This window comes from Phaeodactylibacter luteus, assembly GCF_007993045.1.
Classification (GTDB): Bacteria; Bacteroidota; Bacteroidia; order Chitinophagales; family Saprospiraceae; genus Phaeodactylibacter; species Phaeodactylibacter luteus.
On record NZ_VOOR01000219.1, the window covers coordinates 1 to 405 of the forward strand.

Annotated in this window: 1 pseudogene; it reads left to right on the forward strand. The window is 62.2% G+C overall.

Annotation, left to right across the window (positions count from 1 at the left end):
- A pseudogene (locus FRY97_RS22705) lies at positions 1-405 on the forward strand (DUF4397 domain-containing protein); the annotation flags it as partial.

Sequence of the window (405 nt, forward strand, 5' to 3'; positions counted from 1 at the left end):
CTCCGTGGCGGACACCCTGGTGAACTTCCCGGTCACTTTCGAAAACGGCAAAACTTACGTGGTCTTTGCGAACGGCATCGTAGGCAGCGAAGAGACGCCCTTCACCCTTGCGGTGACGGACATGGCGCAGGAAGCGAGCACTGATGCAGCAGCGGTGCAGTTCCAAGCCTTTCACGGCTCACCGGGCGCTCCTGCGGTAGATGTTGATGCGCGCACGGTGGGCAACCTGCTGAGCAACCTGCCGTACGGCAGCTTTTCCGACGGCTACCTGAGCGTTCCGCCCGCGTTGTACTATTTGGATGTACGGGCAGCGGGCAGCCCAGACATCGTAGCGACTTTCGAGGCCGACCTTTCCGGCCTGGGCGGGGGCGCTGCTACAGTTTTCGCTTCTGGCCTGTTGGGCGG